Genomic DNA, 466 nt, shown 5'->3' on the forward strand with positions numbered 1-466 from the left:
CGCGTTCCAGACCAACATCCTGGCGCTGAACGCCGCGGTGGAAGCCGCGCGCGCGGGCGACCAGGGGCGCGGCTTCGCGGTGGTGGCGGCGGAGGTCCGCAACCTCGCGCAGCGCAGCGCCAATGCGGCGAAGGAGATCAAGGCATTGATCTCGGACTCCGTCGCGAAGGTGGACAGCGGCTCCCGCCTCGTCACCTCCGCCGGCGACACGATGGACGAGATCGTCACCTCGGTGAAGCGCGTCACCGACATCATGGCGGAGATCTCCGCTGCCTCGCAGGAGCAGAGCACCGGCCTCGAGCAGGTGAACGTGGCCGTCGCGCAGATGGACAAGATCACCCAGCAGAACTCTGCGCTGGTGGAGGAGGCCGCCGCAGCCGCCAAGTCCATGGAGGAGCAGACGGACGCATTGGCGCAGATGGTCGCTGCCTTCGTCCTCGACCAGGGCGAGGCGCCAACGCCGGTG

1 protein-coding gene is annotated in these 466 nt (G+C 68.9%); it reads left to right on the top strand.

Annotation, left to right across the window (positions count from 1 at the left end; translation table 11 throughout):
• Positions 1 to 466: methyl-accepting chemotaxis protein (locus tag J3P36_RS16090; protein ID WP_246854920.1), on the top strand; the 466-nt coding region annotated here is incomplete at both ends.

The organism is Naasia sp. SYSU D00057 (genome assembly GCF_017916505.1).
GTDB lineage: Bacteria > Actinomycetota > Actinomycetes > Actinomycetales > Microbacteriaceae > Naasia.